Genomic DNA, 18,805 nt, shown 5'->3' on the forward strand with positions numbered 1-18,805 from the left:
GTGATGCTCTTACTACAGATGATTCAATCCTTTATGGTATGGCCGAAGAAGATCCATCATTTGAGCTTGTAGGCGGAACGTTCACTGAAGAGCCTTATGGTATTGCCGTTAAAAAAGGTAATAAAGAACTTGTTGATGAGTTAAACAAAGCATTGAAAAGCCTGAAAGATTCAGGGAAGTACGATGAAATTAAAGATAAATGGATAAAAGAATAATATTTTATAAAGTTTTCTCGTCAGGATGGGCAGTTGTCCGTAAGTGCATTTACGGATTTGCTCATCCTGATTAATTAGGAGGAGATCGTTTGCTGGATTTCTCGATTTTAACGGATAATATGGATGCATTTTTGGAAGGTTTTAAAGTAACTCTTATTGCCAGTTTTATTGCGTTAATCTGCAGTTTTATTTTGGGAACTCTTATTGCAGTCATGCGAATCGCACCATTTAAACCGATAAACTGGATTGGCACAACTTATGTAGAATTTATCCGTAATATTCCAGTGTTAGTTATCGTGTTTTTTACGTACTTAGCTGGAAATTTTGGTGGAATGACTGCAGGTATAATAGGATTGACTGTTTACACTGCGGCTTTTATTGCAGAAGCGATACGTGCTGGAATTATGTCTGTTCCAAGAGGTCAAATGGAAGCTGCCCGTTCTTCAGGATTAACTTATGGACAGGCAATGAGAATGGTTATTCTACCGCAAGCAGTTAAAATTGTTATTCCACCTTTGGGCAACCAATTTATCAATTTGGTTAAGAATTCATCCTTGTTAGCTGTAGTAGCAGGAGGAGACTTAATGTATCAAGGTGATTTAATTTCTGCGAGTACATTCATCACCTTTGATACGTATATTTTTGTAGGCTTGTTTTATTTGATTTTAACCATACCTTTAAGTTTTGGCGTAGGATACTTGGAAAAACGCCTGGCTAGAAGTAATTAAGGAGGTGCATAGATGAATTTACTGGCACCGTTTATTGAAGTATTGACACTGGACAATATAAAGTTTCTACTTGAAGGATTTATGGTCACACTTAAAGTTGCTGCTATTTCAATTGTGCTTAGTTCTATTATTGGCGGCCTCTTGGGGACTCTTAGATACGCTAAGATTCCTGTTGTTTCCCAATTACTTGCAGTGGTTGTCGAGACAATTCGTAACCTTCCTTTACTACTGATTATTTTCTTCACCTATTTTGCATTGCCTGAAATCGGAATTGATATGGAAATAATGACAGCTGCTATTGTGGCTTTGACTATTTTTGAGTCAGCAATGCTTTCGGAAATAATCCGAAGCGGCTTGAATTCCATTGATAAAGGGCAAATTGAAGCAGGACGTTCATCTGGTTTAAATTACATACAGACATTAAGTTATATCGTTATGCCTCAAGCATTAAGAAGAATGGTTCCACCTATTGTTAGTCAATTTATCTCTCTATTAAAAGATACATCTTTGGCTGTTGTTATTGCGTTACCAGATCTATTGCACAACGGACAAATTTTATATGCTCAAACGGGAACGAGTGTAACACCTATTTTTACTATTGTGGCATTGATGTACTTTATCGTTAATTATACGTTGTCTCGAGTAGCGCGAAGATTAGAATTGAAGCAAGCATAAGAATTCGGCTCAATTATTGAGCCGAATTCTTTAATTTAGCAACAATGTCATGAACTCACGACATATTTGGGAAGTAATGAATAAGAATTTAGAATTAACTGATAAATCCAAATTTTGTTATATACAAATAGTTTTTAATTATGTTATGATTGCGAATATTAAGATTAATAGTGCTTGAGATTTAATTACTGGAATTTTTTTTGGGCATGTTGCAAAATTTGTCGAATTATGACGAAGGGGAATATATTTAGATAGAGGAGATGAAAAAATGGCTAACAAGTTATTTAGGAAAAAGAGCRTTCAGGATTTAATAGATTCCTCAACAAAGGGGAATACACTTAAAAAAGAATTAGGTACATTTGATTTAACGATGCTTGGCATTGGAGCCATTATCGGTACAGGAATTTTTGTTTTAACTGGGGCCGGAGCGCTAACAGCTGGTCCAGCTCTTACACTTTCATTCATTATTGCTGGGCTTGCTTGTTTTTTTGCTGCTTTATCGTATGCTGAATTTGCGTCTACCGTACCTGTATCAGGCTCTGTTTATACATTCACATATACAACACTAGGTGAATTTATAGCGTTTATTATTGGGTGGGATTTAGTTCTCGAATATCTGCTTGCCGTTAGTGCTGTTTCTGTAGGTTGGTCAGGCTATTTCCAATCACTCCTAAGTGGATTTGGAATAAACATTCCTACGATTCTTACAGCGGCTCCTGGAGCTCTTGAAGGTACTAAAACGTTTTTTAATTTACCAGCCTTTATAATTGTTATGCTCATCACGTTTTTACTTTCCATCGGGATTAAGCAATCTAAACGAATAAATAATATAATGGTTGTTGTCAAAGTAACTGTTGTCTTAATATTCATTGCTGTCGCAGTTACGTATGTTAAGCCTGAAAATTGGCAACCATTTATGCCTTTTGGTTTTGAAGGCGTATTCTCTGCAGCTGCTCTTGTATTCTTTGCTTTTATTGGATTTGATGCAATCGCTTCAGCTGCCGAGGAAACAAAAAATCCGAAAAGAGATTTACCTCGAGGCATCATGTTATCGCTACTTATTTGTACGATACTTTACGTTATTGTTACTTCGATAATGACGGGAGTTGTTCCGTTTCAACAGTTTGCAGGAAATATTGATCATCCTATTTCTCTTGTATTGCAATACTCAGGTCAAAACTGGGTTGCTGGAATTATAGATGTAGGTGCAATTCTAGGTATGACAACAGTCATGTTGGTTATGTTATATGGACAAACAAGAGTAATGTTTGCCATGTCGCGAGATGGCTTAATGCCAGCATTCTTTTCTAACATCCATGAAAAATACCGTACACCGTATAAAGCAACATGGTTTTTCGGATTCGTTGCTGCACTATTTGGTGCATTAATACCTTTAGACGAACTAGCAAAACTGGTTAATATCGGTACTTTATCTGCCTTTGTTCTTATCTCAGTTGCAGTCATTGTTTTAAGAGTAAAACAACCAGATTTACCAAGAGCTTTCCGTTGTCCAGCAGTTCCACTAGTACCAGGATTAGCTATTCTATTCTGTGGATTTTTAATCTTCCAATTAGGACAGGCAACATTTATTCGTTTCGTTATTTGGTTACTAATTGGTGTAGTTATCTACTTTACCTACTCACAAAAAAATTCTAAACTTAATAAGAAATAAAAAATGAATTATAGAGAATCCAGCAGCTAATTTAGTGCTGGATTCTTTATTTGTCTTTATTACAAATGAGTGAATATGATACGTGACCAGTTAGATAAAAAACTTATTAATTGTTTTAATGAAATGGGGAATGCTATCTTATGTACACAATTAAGAAAAGGAGGAATAATAATGTCTAGAATTACGCCAATACCAAATGATTCAGAAGATAATGAAGAAAGACTGAAGAAAACCATAAATAATATGGAAGCAGCAGAAGAAGCATTAAACTTAGCTGACGGCAAAGAGCGCGAATTAATCAAAGAGAAAAACGCACGTCGTAAGGAAAGTATTGAAGGTTTGCGAAATGAAATCATAGAAGAAGATAAATCCCGAATAAATGGTTACTTATAGGATCAAATAGAAAAGTTACGAATAGTATTTAGCGAAGAATTCAGCTGTCAGTTGYTGGATTCTTTTTGATTCTTCAGACATGCAAATCGGCAGGTATAATCTTATCTAGAATACTGTACATTTCCAAGCCCTGGAATGATGAAAATTGCTTTATGTTTAACAATTTGGCAAGAGAATTTTCACCTTATGGAGTCGTACAAGTCGTTAGTTTTGAATAAGATGAAGGACATCATATTAATGGAGGGCTATTCATCAATTCAATGTTTACATACTTCTTTTTAGGTGTATCCCTAGCTGCACCCATTGGCCCGGTTAAAGCAACTCTATTAAATACAGGAATTAAAAATGGTTTTTTTCATGCTTGGATTTTTGGCATTGGTGCTTTAGGTACTGACATCATGTATATGCTCATGGTTTTTTTTGGAGTTGCTCAATTTATTGATTCACCTATTCTGAAAACTATTCTTTGGTCGTTTGGCTGTTTTGTTCTTATATATACGGGTGTAGAGAATTTACTTACACTTAATAAAATCAAAATGGACTTCAAAATAGGTAAAACTATCCGATTCAGACAATCATTTTTATCTGGTTTCTTTATGGCCATGTTAAATCCATTAACTATCCTTTTTTGGCTAGGTATATATGGTTCAATCCTTGCTGGAACAGCTGGAACCTTAACGTGGTACCAAATAATTATTTATAGCATCGCCATTTTATTGGGTATTTCTTTAGTTGATTTTATAATGGCCTTTATATCAAGTGTAGCTCGAAAATTGTTAAACACTAAATTATTGAGAAGTATATCCATTATATCTTCGATTGCCATGATCGGTTTTGGAATATTCTTTGGCATCCAGGCATATAGGTCTTTGTTTTAATTCATACATAGCGAAATTTCACAGCATAATTTTAATGTATAAAAAGAATTCATAAGGAAAACATACATTTACTTATCGTTACTCGAGGTGAAAGTATGGAGAATACAGAACAAAGTAAAGACACAGTAAGCAAATGGTGTATTGTAAGTATGGCCTCAATTCCTCTAGTCATGACACTCGGAAATTCTATGCTTATTCCGGTGTTACCAATATTGGAAAGAAAGGTTGGAATCACTTCATTTCAATCTAGTATGATTATAACTAGCTATTCGATCGCTGCTGTATTTCTAATACCGGTTGCAGGTTATTTATCGGATCGTTTCGGAAGGAAAACGGTGATTTTACCAAGTTTAATTCTCGCTTTAATGGGAGGTTTGGTTGCTGGTTTTGCTTCTTGGTTGCTAGATGAACCATATACATGGATTATAATTGGTAGGATTCTGCAGGGAATAGGTGCAGCTGGTGCTATGCCAATCATTTTGCCACTAGTTGGCGATTTATATAAGGATAATGATGAAAAAATAAGTTCTTGTTTAGGAATTATTGAAACGTCCAATACGTTTGGCAAAGTATTAAGTCCCATCCTAGGGTCAGTCTTTGCCGCTCTTCTTTGGTTTCTCCCATTCTTCTCCATTTCAATATTTAGTTTAATTTCAATTGTACTCATTTTTTTCTTTGTTAAAGTGCCAAAAGAAAAAGATGAACCATTAAAGATGAAAGAATTCTTGAAAAATGCAAAAAATATATTCAAAGAGGAAGGCAAATGGTTGTTTACCGTATTCCTCAACGGGATTTTTGTCATGCTAGTCCTATTTAGTATGTTATTTTTTTTATCCGAAAATCTAGAAAAAGTGCACGATATAGAAGGTGTAATAAAAGGGTTTGTTCTCGCTATTCCTCTTTTATTACTATGTATTGCTTCCTATATTTCAGGGCGCAATATTAAAGGGAATTTATCGACGATGAAAAAAATAATGATTATCTGTTTAATCATTCTATCAATCAGCACGGGATTTGTAGGAATTACTAGTGATAAACTTATCCTTCTATTAGTGGTCACTAGTCTGGTGGGTATGTCCATTGGCGTATTACTACCTGTGCTGGACGCCATTATTACAGAAAACATTAATAAAGAAGAGAGAGGTACAATTTCTTCTTTTTATAGCTCAGCAAGATTTATTGGGGTTGCAGCCGGTCCTCCACTTATGTCCCTAGTAATGAACGATTATTTAAGTATCAGTTTTATTACAGCAAGTGTATTGGGATTAATCTTATTATTCATTGTAATTACGTATATTAAAGTCGAAGAAATTGAAAACTAACGAAAAACCCTTGGCTAAGTGTAAGTAGCCAAGGGTTTTCCTTTTTAGACCTATCTATGTATGACGTGATTTTTTAGATAAAATGCATAATATTCATGTTATCGAACATAATAAGTCAGACTAACTGAGGAGGAATAACATGTTGAAGAAATTATTTGCACTAATTTTTACTTTAGCATTCACATTTACAGTAATCGGAACTGCAACATATGCTGCGGACACTAACGGAAATAATGATACCATCAATGAGGATGCAGCTGTTGCAGCAACTGACGACGATGATAATGATATGGAATGGGGYTGGATTGGGTTATTAGGCCTTGTTGGTCTTATGGGATTAAAGAGAAGAGACGACCGAAAAGATTAATAAATAATGCCTCTACTCACTTGAGTTGAGGCATTATTTATGAAAAGGAACGTGAGCATATGGATGGAAGTTCTTCAACTGATAAGTTTATTCCTATGACTTCAGTATCAAGTGGTCAAGGGAAAGAAATTGGTCTTCGTGGGAATCAGTTAAGTTATTAGAAAAGTTTAAACCTGCATTAGCCGTTACCGGTCATGGACATCCTGTTTCTGGCGAATGGCTAACTGAAAATTTATCCGTGCTTTCGAGAGACTTTGACAAATTAGCTATACCGAAACAAGGTAAATACGTTCCATAAAATATTAACTGGTGTGTAAAAACTCCGTTATGAGAGAAGATAATGAAAAACGAAATGGAGGCGACTTCAATGGAGAATAATCAAAACACACAAGGATTTACTGCATCTGGAACAAATATTGCAGAGGTTAAAAGAAATAATGAAAACTCGGGTCTGACTTATAATGAAGTGAAAAAAATTCTTGCGAAAAGAACAGGCAACCCAGATCCTGGGAGCTATAGTCAAACAGATATTAAAAACGTTCAAAATAAATATTAATCATGAAAGCGGGTGCCTAATTAGGGTATCCGCTTTTATGTTTGATGAAATCTAAGTTAGTATAAAGGTAAGTGGGGGTGGCTTTATGAATAAAACAATTGGAGTATTTGCGCATGTAGATGCGGGAAAAACAACTTTTGCAGAACAAATACTTTTTCATACGAAAAGTATTAAGAAAAGAGGAAGAGTAGATCATAAAGATGCTTATCTCGACAGTCATGAAATTGAAAGGCAACGAGGCATAACTGTGTTCGCTGACCAAGCGACTTTTTCATATCAGGATTCTACTTATTATTTAATCGATAATCCAGGTCACGTAGATTTCTCTCCAGAAATGGAACGATCCGTTCAAGTAATGGATTATGCCATTGTCATTCTTAGTGCAGTTGAAGGTGTTGAAGGACATACAACAACAATTTGGCAGATGCTTAGAAAACATAATATACCTACATTTTTCTTTATCAATAAGATTGATCGAGAAGGTGCAAATGTTAAAAATGTCCTTCAAGAAATTCAAGATGACTTTTCAACGGACATAATTGACGTCACCGAAGCATTTCGAAAAGGACAAATGACAGAAAATCTAATTGAATTTTTAGCCGAAAGGAATGAAATTCTTTTAGATCATTACATGGATAAGGGGTATCAACATGATTTATGGCTGAAGGCAATGAATGAATTGATTAAAGAAGGCAAGATTTTTCCATGTTCAACTGGTTCTGCACTTCAAGACATAGGAATCATTGATTTCTTGAATACTTTTCATTTATTAACTGAAACAAATTATGCAACTGAAGACACATTTTCAGGACGTGTTTACAAAATTAGACATGATGAAAAAGGAACGCGAATTACGTTTATAAAATCTTTAAGTGGATCTGTGAGCATAAGAGATGAAGTCTCATATGGGAATGGTGAACAAAGAAATACGGAAAAAATCACACAAATAAGAGTGTACAACGGAAATAAATACAAAACTGTCGAGCAAGTTAAAGCAGGTGAATTATTCGCAGTCATTGGACTGTCAAATGCATTTACGGGTGATGGATTAGGGACCATACATGAAAAAGCTGTTTATGAAATGGTGCCAACTTTAAAGTCTAAAGTAGTCTTTGCCTCATCGGTTCATATAAAAGAGGCTTTACGATACTTTCAGCTATTAGATATAGAAGATCCATCTTTAAATGTCACGTGGGAAGAGCGGGTGCAGGAAATTCATATACATGTGATGGGAACGATTCAATTAGAAATTTTGCAACAGTTGGTAAAAGACCGGTTCCAATTAGAGGTCAGTTTTGATGAACCAAAAATTTTATATAAAGAGTCAATTGAATCAACTGTAACAGGCTATGGACATTTTGAACCCTTGAAGCATTATGCTGAAGTGCATCTGAAAATTGAACCAGCAGCAAGAGATAGTGGGATTTCGTTTGAGAATGTGTGTCATGCGAATGACTTGTCTATTGGAAATCAAAATTTAGTCCGACACCATCTTTTTGAGAAAACACATAATGGGTTGTTGACTGGCTCTCCTTTAACAGATGTTAAAATCACTTTACTGACAGGACGAGCAGACAATAAGCATACGTCTGGCGGAGACTTTCGCGAGGCTACATATCGAGCTCTGAGACAAGGATTAGAAAAAGCCCAAAATCATGTGTTGGAGCCGTATTACCATTTTAAAATAAAAGTAGATTTGGACCAAATGGGAAAAGTATTATCAGATATACAGATTGCTAATGGCAGCTTTGATTCACCGAAAACAGAAGACAACAAAGCAATATTGACAGGAAAAGTACCGGTGGCAACTTTCATGAATTATGCGTCGGAGATTGCCTCATTTACACAAGGAAAAGGCGTACTTAATTTAGTCTTTGGTGGCTATGAAAGATGCCATAACGAAACAGCAGTAATTGAAAGAATTAATTATAATAAGAATGCAGATCCCGATTATAGCTCAACTTCGATTTTTTGTTCAAAAGGAAAAGGTTATGCAGTTCCTTGGGATCAAGCAGAAGCTGAAATGCATTGTCTGTAACACAAACAAATATAAGTGTGGACACGAATTATCCAATAATCGAACAGAGGTATTTTTATGAACGATACAGATTTTGATCGATTGCTTCATATAAAAACAGTGGGAATGCTAGAAGTTATTAATCAGTCAGCGCATTATAATCGTTATGAAGCAACTCCATATAAGGCAATAGAAGAATTTTTTAACGAATATGAGTTAAATAATACGCAGAACGTAGTAGATTTCGGAAGCGGCAAAGGTCGCTTGCCTTTTTATATCCATCATCGTTTTCTCATATCCGTTAGAGGAATTGAAATGAGTAACAAGCTCTACCGGGAATCAATTGAAAACCTAGAATCATATATGCAAAAAACTAAGAAGAAGAAAAATTTAATTACTTTTGAGAAGTGCCTAGCACAAGAATATGAAATTAAATCACAAGACAATGTGTTTTATTTCTTTAACCCGTTTTCAGTTCAAATTTTTATGAAGGTGGTTGAAAATATTTTACAATCGATCGATCAGCAAGAGCGCTCGGTTGACTTGATTCTTTATTATCCGACTATCGAATATATCCAGTTCCTTAATACGAGAACTACCTTTAAATTAGTGAAAGAAGTAAAAGTCTCAGGACTATATGAACATAATGAGAATGAGCGATTTTTACTATTTCGGTTTCTTGTGAATGAATAAGATCTGTATTATTGCAAATTCATAATGCCATGCTCCTAGAAGAAAATGTTAAGATAAGTACAAGATCAACTATAAAAGAAAAGAGGAAATAACTAATGACGTTAGTAAATGAACTTGATGGTGCGAAAGTAATAAAACAAACAAAAAATGATGCTACCCAAAAATTGAGTGTCATGTTTTTTGAAGAAAAAAAAGGTGTAACAATTGAAGTAGCCATTACCGCTTTAGCTATTGCCCGATATGAAGATGAAGCAGAAAATGGGTACTATATATTTATGTGCGATAGTGAATGGACAGTTCAAGATGACCATAAGGTAGAAACTGTTGAAGAAGCAATTGCATGGGCAGAAAAGAATTTCGACATTACTGAAGAAGACTGGCTCTAGGATTAATTGTTACGTATATAAGGAGGTAATGATTGATGAAGCCCTATAAAAATTGTCAAAGTTGTGGAATGCCATTTTCTAAGGATGTTGAAGGCGGAGGTACAGAAAAGAACGGGAATAAAAGCGTTGTCTATTGTAGTCATTGCTATCAAAATGGGACTTTCACCTCACCTGATATGACTGTGAATGAAATGAAAGAAAAAGTAAAAGGGAAATTGATGGAATTTGGAATACCGAAAGTATTTACTGGATTTTTCACTCGCAATATAAATAAATTAGAACGTTGGAAGATGCCTCGTTAATAAGAGTTTATGGCATATCAAAGAGAGTTGGTTCCTATAGGAGCCGGCTCTTTTTATATGATTTTTTTTCGATTCTACTCAAAGGATGATCTGAGAAAAGAGGGGGGCGAGTGACGCAGTCACAAGTCCTACTCTATGTTCACTAGCTCATAATGCAGCAGTTAACACGTCCGAAGCGAACTGGAAACCTGTCATCCTCAGTAACTGGAATCAAGCATTCGGTTTGTAGTTGTTAATATTAATAAGATGTTTTGAAAATAATGGGTCTGTTAAACGATACAGTTGTTTATCGTACATTTGCGCTACCGCACGTTCCGCATGAGCCAACAAGTATGAAAACCATATACTTGTGGGTCTCATTCTTCACGCTCTTGCGGCATGCTAGGCGCAAATGCACTCTTTCGTTTATTTTTAATTCTTAAACTTTACCAAAATAAAAAAGCAGGAATAGGCCGAAATATCATCTTCGGCCGAATATCTACTTAAAGAAAGCAACTATTCAGTAGTTAGCCTAACCATAATTCCTTGGGTCATCTAGGTTGCAAGGGAGCGAAGGACGCACATCAGCCGCAGGATGATCTGAGAAAAGAGGGGGGCGAGTGACGCAGTCACAACCCTCTCTTTATTCTCTAGCTCATAGTACAGCAGGAAAAGCGTCCGAAACGCACTGAAAACCTATCTAATTCAGGAAACTAATTGGCCTTGACCTAACAAATCGTAATTATGCTACGAATGTATTAAAGAACCCATTCAATTTTAAGGGTTTTCATCAGTTTGATAAACTAAATATTAGTAAAAGCTAAAAGTAAAATACATTTAGACAATTTGCTTACTTGACAAAACAAGGTTACAAAAATATAATTACTTACATAAAGTAACTTAAGAGAACTTAAAGGAAATAGAAAATTATTCACTATTAGTTTTTTAATGTGATATAAAAAAGGGGATATTAATATGAGTGAAACAACTATGGTTTCTAAAGAAGCGCTTTCTGTATTAAAAGATAAGATCAAATTAATCAATTCAAGTGACGGGGCCATCTATTTAGTCGGACCCATTCGACTTCCTGTGAATTTGTATGGAGAGACAGTCGTATTTCAATGGTATTGTTGGTTACAAACGAAAGAAGCAAAAGAAGATATTCATCACATCATCGACAAACTATCTTCTTCAAACTTAGCTGAATTTCAACAATCAAGTGTACTCGTTTATGGTGACTTCGAACATGAAGAAGATGCCTTAATGAGAATGCATTCCATCTGTCACACCGGAGATATCTTCGGAAGCAAGAGATGTGATTGTGGCTATCAACTCAAACAGTCAATGCAAATGATTGTGGATCATGGAGCGGGTGCACTATTTTATTTAGCGAACCATGAAGGTAGAGGAATTGGTTTATTTAGTAAAGCAATGGCCTATATTCTTCAAGAAAATGGCTACGATACAGTTGAAGCTAATGAAAGCCTAGGTTTTGTTGATGATTCACGCAATTATGATGATGCCATTCAAGTATTGAAAGCATTACGTTCGAAACCAGTAACATTGTTGACTAACAATCCTAAAAAATTAGCTGCACTTATTGACGCGGGACTTCCGATTTCAGGACGTACACCTTTGTGGGGAGATGTTTCGGAATTTAACGAGGCATACTTGCAAACTAAAATTAAACGCTCTGGACATCTTAAGCTAGAGGATGAAGGGACTTGTCCTAATGACTAACCACGAATTTTATATGGATTTGGCTTTGAAAAATGCACAAGCCATGAAAGGTCAAACAGATCCGAACCCTCTTGTGGGCTCTGTAATTGTAAACGACAACCGAATTGTTGGAGTTGGCGCTCATTTGAAAGCTGGAGAACCGCATGCAGAAATTCATGCGATTCGCATGGCAGGGGACAAAGCAAGGGGTGGCACGATTTATGTCACACTCGAACCTTGTTCTCATCATGGGAGAACAGGTCCATGTGCAGTAGCGATTGTGGAATCGGGAATAAAAAAAGTGATTATTGCGACACTTGATCCAAACCCTATTGTTTCTGGGAGTGGGGTTAAAATTCTTGAAGAAGCAGGGATTGAAGTTGTAGTGGGTATCCATGAAGCGGCATCTCGAAAAATGAATGAAGTGTTTAACAAGTTCATTGTGAAAAATACACCTTTCGTTACATTAAAAGCTGGAATTACCTTAGACGGTAAGATTGCAACACATTCTTCTGATAGTAAGTGGATTACATCTGAAGAAGCTAGACATGATGTCCATCAGCTTCGAAATGAACATATGGCGATACTGGTCGGTGTGAATACTGTGATTGCTGACAATCCAGAGTTAACAACTAGACTTCCTAACGGCCGTAACCCAATTCGTATTATTTTAGATTCTACACTAAAAATCCAACTAGATCGCAAGGTCATAACTGATAAATTGGCTGAAACATGGATTTTCACAAGCGAGATTTTTGACAAAGAAAAGAAGTCGTTGTTAGAAAGTATGGGAATCTCTGTATTTCCTACCACTGGTTCGGGACAGGTAAATCCAACAGAAGTCGTGCAAATTCTAGGTGAAAAAGGAATTTCCTCCTTATTGATTGAAGGTGGAGGCACAATTAATGCAGCCTTTTTAGAACATAAACTAATAGACAAAGCTGTTATTTATATTGCACCGAAATTAATCGGCGGACAACTAGCACCCACATTCCTAGAAGGCTCAGGTATCGATAAAATGGGTGATGCAGTTGAATTACAGGATGCAGATATCATTAAAATCGGGAAAGATTTTAAATTTGTCGGTTATCCAAGTTACAAAAATTGATTAAGCAATTGAGGGATTCTACTATGAAATTCGGATTTGATATCGATGATACACTCATCAGTCTAAGAGAACATGCCTTTAACATTTACAATAAAAACTTGAAAAAGTCTGTCCCTATTGATGTTTTTCATGAAATAGAGAAAGTTGAAATTCATGAAGCATTTGGTCTAACGGCAGAGCAAGGATATAACATGTGGAACAGCTCGCTAGAAGAGATATATTATACTTCATGTCCTCCTTATCCAGATGCAGTAGAAACATTAGTTGAACTTGATAAGCAAGGACATGAGATTTACTATATAACAGCTAGACCAAGTGAGCACGGGGAACGTACGAAAAAATGGATGCTTGAACAAGGTTTCCCCGTGAAAGAAGAAAGATTCTTCTGCGGAATGAAAGATCAGGACAAAGTTAAAATAATTCAAGAGTTAAAGCTTGATTATTATTTTGATGACAAGCCGGATGTTTTGAACACACTCTCGGATGATTCGCTGAAAGTATATGTCATGAATCAATCGTATAATCAAAAATTAACGATTCCAAGGATTACTAATTGGTCAGAGTTAAAAGAAATCATTAAGCAAAATTTAATCTAAAGTTAATACGAAAGGGGCAGAGCTGCATGAAGTCTTCTGCTTCTTTTTCTATTAGGGTACTAAATGATCACAGGGCAAAGGAATGATGGGAATATGGAAACAACATTTACTTATGAACTTAGACAACCAAAGAATATTGAAGAAAGGAAGAAGTACCCAGCGTTGTTTGTGATGCATGGAATGGGAAGTAATGAGCAAAACATGCTGCAATTAGTTGACGGTCTTGAAGAAACATTTTTCATTTTTAGTGTACGAGGGCATTTGCCACAACCTCCAGGATATGCGTACTTTACCATACAAGGTTTTGGTAAACCGCATCGAGAAGTTTTTGATAATACAGTTGAAAAACTGACCGCGTTTATTGATACTGCTATCATAGAATATCCATTGGATGAAAGCAGTATATATTTACTCGGATTTAGCCAAGGGGCAATCCTTGGTATGACGATAGGTTTGACATTTAATCATAAAATAAAAGGCGTTGTAGCGCTTAGTGGGTACCTTCCTCATTTTGTAAAAGAACAATATACTATTAAGCCAAGTGAAAAATTATCCGTGTTTATTTCACATGGTGAATTAGATCCTATTTTCCCATTAGCTTGGGGTTATGCAAATGTTGAATTTTTTAAACAGTTAGGTACAGATGTAACTTTTAAAACGTATACAGAAGGCCATACAGTATCAGCAGAGAACCATCGCGATTTTCATGAATGGTTATTGGATGACCTGGCACAATAAATTAATCTTGAATCGTATATTTGAATCGACTTATTTGGCATTTAACAAGGATTTTGTATAAATAATTCATTTTATGAAACAGAGTATGTGATTGGTCAGAAAATGGTACAATACTTGTTAAAGGATATTCTGTTCCATGCATGAATGTTTTCTTGTCCACAAATGGATTTTTATATAAAAGGAGATTGAACAATGACTAACAATGTACAAAATGAATTACCAGAAAATTACGAGGAACTAAAAAAGGCTGCAAATCGTACATCGAGTTGGAGAGTACGTTTTGATGCAGTTGAAGAATTGGGGCAACACAAACACAGCAAAGTGATTGATGTTCTTACTACAAGAATGACAAAAGACCCTGTGTTTAAAATCCAAGAAGCAGCTTACAGACAACTTAAGGCTTTTGGTGAAGATGTTACGCCTCCAAAGCAAACGAAATTCGATATTATTAAAGGGACTTCTAAAATCTTATTGCGTATTAAAAAGAGTTTGCCAGCAGATCATACTTTTGAAGAGTTTAAAGAGAAGTTCAAGAAAATGAGACTGGATGTTTACGATGCGTATGAAGGCGAAAAAGGCTCAGACTTTGAMAAGTGGCTTGAAACTGAATGGGCTTCTTTATTAAAAAAATAAGTATCAAATCAAAAAAGCCGATTGCATACAACTGCAATCGGTTTTTGATTTATGTTATGGACTTACTACTGATTCCGTAACTGTTAACGTTCGATTAGTTGAATTCATCCTCACGGTTGCTCCAATTGGTATAGCTGCTTTGAATCGTCCGTGTGCTGTGGCTAAATTACTCAATATAGGTTTTCCTAAAGGAACCAAAAATTCATCAATGAGTTCATTGTAAGTGACACCGTAGGCAGGTATACAATTGGTACATTCACCCATAAGTATGCCAATGCAGTCGTCAAATTTCCCGGCTAGTTTTAAGTGGTTTAAGTAGCGATACACCGTGTTTATTGGTTCATGTGTTTCTTCTAGACATAATATCTTTCCTTGTGTATTAATTTCAAAAGAGGTGCCTAACGTTCCCACGAAAGAGGTAAGGTTCCCTCCGACGATTGGACCTGTAACATCTCCGGGAACTTTGGTTACTAAAGGCATCCCTGGTGGATTATTGATTTGCCACGGTGCCGATATAGCTGAAGTAGCCGCGAAAAATTGATTGAAATTATAAGCGGGTGTTTGAGGGTTGAAATCTAGCAATAGAAGACTTTGAAAAGTGATTAAATTTGAATACTCATACAGTGCATTTAACAATACGGTAATGTCACTGTAGCCAGAAATAATTTTTGGGTTTTTAGTAATTACAGAGAAATCTAGGAAGGGGAGAATGCCTGCCACGCCAACTCCTCCCCTTGTCGGTAAAATACAAGTTACGGCTTTATTTTCAAACATCATCATTAAATCGGCTGCGCGTTGCTCTGGAGTACCCGCAAGAAATCCAACAGAATCATAAACATGATCTCCGACTAAAACACTGAATCCCATATTTTCTAATGTAGCAATACCTTCATTGATTACGGTAGGATTTAACGGGCTGCCTAACGTGACAATTCCAATAGTATCTCCAGCTTTAAGCTGAGGGGGCTTTATAGCCATGGCAATTAACTCCTTTCATAAAAGAGACATTCTTACATTGTATGGTTTTTATATGGAGAAAGTACGAAGCGCTAAATGAAATTAACATTGATAGTAGACATCCATATGATTTTAAGTCAAAACAGGGGTAGAATAGAGAAAAAGAAATGAATGGGTGATTATATGAAAAAAAAAATAAAGCTTAAAGTGAAATCGAATTATGCTAAAAATATCAAAGCTGGCTACCCACTTATTATGGAAGAAGCAATTGTTAACATGAAGGATGTACACGAAGAGGGTACCATCATCGAGTTAATTGATGATAGTCATCATTTTCTTGGTAAAGGTTACTATGGCAAGCAAAACAAGGGTCGAGGATGGGTGTTAAGTCAAAATCAAGATGAAACATTCGATGTCCAATTTTTCGAGAAAAAGTTGAAACTTGCTATAGAACATCGTTCATCTCTGTTTCAAGATTCAACAACAACCGCTTTCCGTGTTTTTAATGGAGAAGGTGACGGCGTCGGGGGATTAACGATTGATTTTTATGAGGGCTACTACGTCATTAGTTGGTATAGCGAAGGGATTTATCAGTTCAAAAATGAAGTAATTCAAGCATTAACAAATATAGTCAATATAAAAGGCCTATATGAAAAGAAACGTTTTGCATCACAAGGAACATATATGGAAGATGATGACTTTATTTCAGGAGAGAAGGCACCTGAGCCTTTACTTGTTAAGGAAAATGACATGAATTTTGCCGTGTATTTAAATGATGGTGCCATGGTAGGTATTTTCTTAGATCAACGAGATGTACGTAAGACAATCCGGGAATCATATTCTCAAGGGAAAAATGTATTGAACACTTTTTCTTATACGGGAGCTTTTTCAGTAGCTGCTGCACTTGGTGGTGCTACCAAAACAACAAGTGTGGATTTAGCAAATCGTAGCAAAAGCAAAACCATTGAGCAGTTTAGTGTGAATGCCATTGATTATGAAGCACAGGATATTATCGTGGAAGATGTTTTTAACTACTTTAAATATGCTGTTAGGAAAAAATTAACATTTGATTTGGTCATTTTAGATCCTCCAAGTTTTGCACGCTCTAAAAAACATACATTTAGCGCTGGAAAAGACTATCCAGAATTGTTAGTGCAAGCTATTTCAATTACAGAAAAAAATGGGATCATCGTCGCGTCATCTAACTGTAGTACGTTTGGAATGGCAAAATTTAAAGGGTTTATTGAAAAAGCATTTAAACAAACAAGCGGTAAATATGTTATCCGTGAAGAGTTTAGTCTTCCAACTGACTTTAAAACTATCAATGAGTATAAAGAAGGTGACTATTTAAAAGTCGTCTTTATAGAGAAATTAATTTAATCCAAAATCACTTTGCAAGAAATAATTAATTTGTGTTACCTTGTGTTTTGTGTAGAGGAAATTATCTTGAATTAATTATAAAAATAACTTACTAAAACTTATATCAAAATTAATATTTTAATTACTTGAACTACCTAAACAGAGTCTATTCTCTTTAGGTAGTTTTTAGTATGATGATTTCGTAGCTAATAGTGAAAAGTAATCAGAATTTATTAAATAATCAACAAAAAATAAATAAAACAATTGAACAAAAGTATTTCAACAGTTAATATTTACCTAGTAATATGAATGGAAGAGGTATCTACTTGGAACTACTAACTGTGAATTTCTTATTTAATTTATCATTATTAATCGTATTTCTATTCTTTTGTATCATGTGGGCCGAGAAATCTGGTAAAAAGCGTTTGGACAAAGGAACAGCCATATTATATTTTGTCTGTTCTCTGGTGCTCTGCATTATCTTTTCTTACAGACTTAATGAAGGAATGGTATTAGATTTGAGGATTGTTCCATATTTGATTGGAAGCCTTTATATGGGGCTAAGTCCGATATTAGGTTTATTAATCATATTAATTCGGGCATTTCATGGATTCGATATAGGGTTTTATATAGGTGTAGTATTTTATGGATTGTTTAGCTTTTTATTATGGTACATTTCTCCATGGTTTAAAAAACGCACTCCAAAATTCAGAATACTTTTTTCAGTCGGTCTCACTCTTTTGGTAAGTCTGCTCATATTAGTCRGAATCGAAATTATTGCCCCTCCAAGCCATTCACTCGATTTGTGGTTTGCCTATCTTTTTGTGCCACCACTTGGGGTTGCAATGATTTCTTATACTATAGAAGTAAGTGAAAATAATATTCTAATGCAACAACGATTGGTAAAATCAGAAAAATTAGAGGCAGTTGAACAAATGGGTGCTGCCATATCTCATGAAATTAGGAATCCCTTAACATCTKCAATGGGATTTCTTCAACTTCTAGATGATGATTTATTACATGTTGAGAAAAGGAATCAATACATMTCAATTATTAAAGAGGAATTACAGTCAGCCGAAAAAGTTATCCAAGATTATTTAACATTTTCCAAACCTATGCTGGAATCAATAGAAGTGTTCAGTGTTCAAGAGGAGCTTAACAAAATTCTTAATTTGCTCCAGCCTACAGCGAATAAGAATTCCGTAAAAGTGGCAAGTGATTACTCATCATTCAATTTAATTGAAGGGGATCGCCAAAAATTTCATCAATGTTTTATTAATGTAGTTAAAAATGCGATTGAGTCGATGCCAAATGGTGGGGAATTATCGATAACTACATTCGCAAATTCTTCACATGTAACCATTAATGTCCAAGATACAGGTGTTGGAATGACTAAAGAACATATAGAACGCCTAGGTGAACCATATTATTCAACAAAAGGGAACAATGGAACAGGTCTCGGTGTAATGGTGGCACATAGTATTGTAAGAGCTATGAATGGGACTGTAAACG

22 protein-coding genes are annotated in these 18,805 nt (G+C 35.4%); 20 read left to right on the plus strand and 2 right to left on the minus strand.

Annotation, left to right across the window (positions count from 1 at the left end):
- From AC1DOS_RS09915 to AC1DOS_RS09975, 13 genes are all read left to right on the plus strand, one after another.
- The coding region (locus AC1DOS_RS09915; protein ID WP_477537357.1) for a transporter substrate-binding domain-containing protein at positions 1-215 on the plus strand (215 nt) is incomplete at its 5' end.
- An 89-nt stretch (positions 216-304) separates the two neighbouring features.
- Entirely contained in the window at positions 305-943 is a 639-nt protein-coding gene (locus AC1DOS_RS09920; protein ID WP_477537358.1) for an amino acid ABC transporter permease, read from the plus strand.
- A 12-nt stretch (positions 944-955) separates the two neighbouring features.
- Positions 956-1,618 carry an amino acid ABC transporter permease gene (locus AC1DOS_RS09925; RefSeq protein WP_477537359.1) on the plus strand — a complete coding sequence of 221 codons (663 nt, stop codon included), beginning with the start codon at positions 956-958 and terminating at the stop codon, positions 1,616-1,618.
- Between the two features lie 268 nt (positions 1,619-1,886).
- Positions 1,887-3,290, plus strand: coding sequence for an amino acid permease (locus AC1DOS_RS09930; RefSeq protein WP_477537360.1), 1,404 nt, complete (start codon positions 1,887-1,889; stop codon positions 3,288-3,290).
- 171 nt (positions 3,291-3,461) lie between these two features.
- Positions 3,462-3,683: a small, acid-soluble spore protein tlp gene (locus AC1DOS_RS09935; RefSeq protein ID WP_477537361.1), complete on the plus strand. Its 222-nt coding sequence runs from the start codon at positions 3,462-3,464 to the stop codon at positions 3,681-3,683.
- A gap of 260 nt (positions 3,684-3,943) precedes the next feature.
- The gene (locus AC1DOS_RS09940) at positions 3,944-4,561 is read left to right on the plus strand and encodes a LysE family transporter (protein ID WP_477537362.1); all 618 of its coding nucleotides are present in this window, start codon (positions 3,944-3,946) and stop codon (positions 4,559-4,561) included.
- 95 nt (positions 4,562-4,656) lie between these two features.
- Positions 4,657-5,883 (plus strand): MFS transporter, encoded by a 1,227-nt coding sequence (locus AC1DOS_RS09945; RefSeq protein ID WP_477537363.1) that lies wholly within the window; start codon positions 4,657-4,659, stop codon positions 5,881-5,883.
- 139 nt (positions 5,884-6,022) lie between these two features.
- Complete coding sequence (locus AC1DOS_RS09950; RefSeq protein WP_477537364.1) at positions 6,023-6,250, plus strand: WGxxGxxG family protein; 228 nt, start codon at positions 6,023-6,025, stop codon at positions 6,248-6,250.
- A 367-nt stretch (positions 6,251-6,617) separates the two neighbouring features.
- Positions 6,618-6,806: a hypothetical protein gene (locus tag AC1DOS_RS09955; RefSeq protein ID WP_477537365.1), complete on the plus strand. Its 189-nt coding sequence runs from the start codon at positions 6,618-6,620 to the stop codon at positions 6,804-6,806.
- Positions 6,807-6,891: 85 nt separating this feature from the next.
- Positions 6,892-8,844 (plus strand): GTP-binding protein, encoded by a 1,953-nt coding sequence (locus AC1DOS_RS09960; protein ID WP_477537366.1) that lies wholly within the window; start codon positions 6,892-6,894, stop codon positions 8,842-8,844.
- Between the two features lie 57 nt (positions 8,845-8,901).
- The gene (locus AC1DOS_RS09965) at positions 8,902-9,516 is read left to right on the plus strand and encodes an SAM-dependent methyltransferase (protein WP_477537367.1); all 615 of its coding nucleotides are present in this window, start codon (positions 8,902-8,904) and stop codon (positions 9,514-9,516) included.
- A gap of 95 nt (positions 9,517-9,611) precedes the next feature.
- Positions 9,612-9,902, plus strand: a complete 291-nt coding sequence (locus AC1DOS_RS09970; protein ID WP_477537368.1) for a hypothetical protein — start codon at positions 9,612-9,614, stop codon at positions 9,900-9,902.
- Between the two features lie 35 nt (positions 9,903-9,937).
- Positions 9,938-10,204: a zinc ribbon domain-containing protein gene (locus tag AC1DOS_RS09975; protein WP_477537369.1), complete on the plus strand. Its 267-nt coding sequence runs from the start codon at positions 9,938-9,940 to the stop codon at positions 10,202-10,204.
- A 210-nt stretch (positions 10,205-10,414) separates the two neighbouring features.
- Here AC1DOS_RS09975 and AC1DOS_RS09980 read toward each other — a convergent pair whose 3' ends face one another.
- A complete protein-coding gene (locus AC1DOS_RS09980; protein ID WP_477537370.1) occupies positions 10,415-10,564 on the minus strand; it encodes a hypothetical protein in 150 nt (49 codons plus the stop codon).
- Between the two features lie 594 nt (positions 10,565-11,158).
- Between AC1DOS_RS09980 and AC1DOS_RS09985 the strand changes: the two genes are divergently transcribed.
- From AC1DOS_RS09985 to AC1DOS_RS10005, 5 genes are all read left to right on the plus strand, one after another.
- A complete protein-coding gene (locus AC1DOS_RS09985) occupies positions 11,159-11,923 on the plus strand; it encodes a GTP cyclohydrolase II (protein WP_477537371.1) in 765 nt (254 codons plus the stop codon).
- Complete coding sequence (gene ribD, locus AC1DOS_RS09990) at positions 11,916-13,010, plus strand: bifunctional diaminohydroxyphosphoribosylaminopyrimidine deaminase/5-amino-6-(5-phosphoribosylamino)uracil reductase RibD (protein ID WP_477537372.1); 1,095 nt, start codon at positions 11,916-11,918, stop codon at positions 13,008-13,010. Before AC1DOS_RS09985 ends, ribD begins: the two co-directional genes overlap by 8 nt.
- Positions 13,011-13,033: 23 nt before the next feature.
- A complete protein-coding gene (locus AC1DOS_RS09995) occupies positions 13,034-13,606 on the plus strand; it encodes a 5' nucleotidase, NT5C type (protein WP_108586561.1) in 573 nt (190 codons plus the stop codon).
- A gap of 93 nt (positions 13,607-13,699) precedes the next feature.
- A complete protein-coding gene (locus AC1DOS_RS10000; protein WP_477537373.1) occupies positions 13,700-14,344 on the plus strand; it encodes an alpha/beta hydrolase in 645 nt (214 codons plus the stop codon).
- Between the two features lie 192 nt (positions 14,345-14,536).
- On the plus strand, positions 14,537-14,977 hold the full coding sequence (locus tag AC1DOS_RS10005; RefSeq protein WP_477537374.1) for a HEAT repeat domain-containing protein: 441 nt from the start codon (positions 14,537-14,539) through the stop codon (positions 14,975-14,977).
- Between the two features lie 54 nt (positions 14,978-15,031).
- On the opposite strand, the gene AC1DOS_RS10010 is transcribed toward AC1DOS_RS10005, so the two are convergent.
- The gene (locus AC1DOS_RS10010; RefSeq protein ID WP_108587877.1) at positions 15,032-15,955 is read right to left on the minus strand and encodes a S66 peptidase family protein; all 924 of its coding nucleotides are present in this window, start codon (positions 15,953-15,955) and stop codon (positions 15,032-15,034) included.
- Positions 15,956-16,117: 162 nt separating this feature from the next.
- Here AC1DOS_RS10010 and AC1DOS_RS10015 point away from each other — a divergent pair, with 162 nt between their 5' ends.
- Positions 16,118-17,314 (plus strand): class I SAM-dependent rRNA methyltransferase, encoded by a 1,197-nt coding sequence (locus AC1DOS_RS10015; RefSeq protein ID WP_477537375.1) that lies wholly within the window; start codon positions 16,118-16,120, stop codon positions 17,312-17,314.
- A gap of 305 nt (positions 17,315-17,619) precedes the next feature.
- The coding region (locus AC1DOS_RS10020; protein ID WP_477537376.1) for an ATP-binding protein at positions 17,620-18,805 on the plus strand (1,186 nt) is incomplete at its 3' end.

It is taken from the genome of Paenisporosarcina sp. P5_A11, from assembly GCF_056400705.1.